This window comes from Pseudomonas sp. PS01301 (assembly GCF_029960215.1).
GTDB classification, from domain to species: Bacteria; Pseudomonadota; Gammaproteobacteria; order Pseudomonadales; family Pseudomonadaceae; genus Aquipseudomonas; species Aquipseudomonas coleopterorum.
This window is the reverse complement of the sequence record NZ_JASCPM010000113.1, coordinates 1-1,146: the sequence shown is the minus strand read 5'-3', so window position 1 is coordinate 1,146 and position 1,146 is coordinate 1. Positions and strand designations below refer to the sequence as shown.

At 57.0% G+C, this 1,146-nt stretch carries 1 pseudogene; it reads right to left on the bottom strand.

Features of this window, described 5'->3' with window-relative positions:
- Nucleotides 1–933, bottom strand: a pseudogene (locus QMX89_RS22640) (hypothetical protein); the annotation flags it as partial.
- Between the last annotated feature and the right edge of the window lie 213 nt (nt 934–1,146).

The window sequence follows — 1,146 nt, the reverse complement described above, 5'->3', positions numbered from 1 at the left end:
ACCCGACAATGTCAGCCACACCGACTGTCGTTGCGCAATCAACGGCCATTGACCAACACGTACGGTGGCATCGCCGGTGAGGCTGTCAACGTCGAGCTCAGGTCCAGCGCCGCTATTGGCAGCCTGTTCGATGATCAACTCGCTCAGCGCCGTAGCCGGCAAAGCCTCCACTTGAAGGCTCAACATTTCGGACAAGGGACCAGGCCCGTCCGCCAGGATGGGCAGGTAGCACACTTGCACCGCCTTGCCCAGTGATGGCGTCAACACGCTGGTCGGGATTTCTGCTCGGGCCTCTCCCGCTGTGGTGACATGAATCGTACTCAAGCCCAGACTTTCCCCATCTGAAAAAAGCCAGAGAGGTGCCACCGTATCGTTCACTTTCAACCGTGCATCGCGCAGCACGAAGCGCGCGATATTGGTTTGGGTGGTGCCAGGTTTGACAGGGCTCCATGAGGTGACCGGCGATCCGGTATGGTCGTGAATTTCAGGCGCAAGCCAGGTTTCGCTCGTGGCATCCTGCACTGATATCAATAAGCTTTCCGAGACAGCTGTGGCGCCTGTCGGGGGAATCAATTCATACCAGACATGGAGCAAACCATTAAGGTTGGGATCCACGTAAGGCGTCTTGTCCAGCCAAAAACTCAGATCACCCACCGCATCGATCGGAAGCTCCAATGGCGGGTTGATGGTGCTGCTGGAGCCCTCCCAATGCAGCCGAGCTTTACCGCCCACATACAACGAGGAGTCCACCTTAACCGTGGCGGTTATGCCTCCAGTGATGAGATCGGCAGGATCGAGCACATCGCCACGTTTCAACACCGAACTGAAAGTAGGTCCAGGCAGCAAGGCATCTGATAGGGTCAGATCGGTGGGAACGCTACTGTGATTGGCTCTGCGAATAACGTGTACTAGCCAAAGGGGTGGATTTTTCACACTGCATTACCTCAGAAAGTGGAGCATTGAAATAGGCTTGGCTGCCACACCCGGTCGCTGGTTGGGCAGCGACCGGATAAGCGACTACCTTGCTTGTCGAGGGACAATGGTGAACGTACGCGGCTCAGAGGTTTCCCCGGTCCCCTGGAGCGCATGGGCCGTCAACGAGTGAGCACCTGTTGCAAGCCCCGTCAGACCCAAACTCCAGTTTCC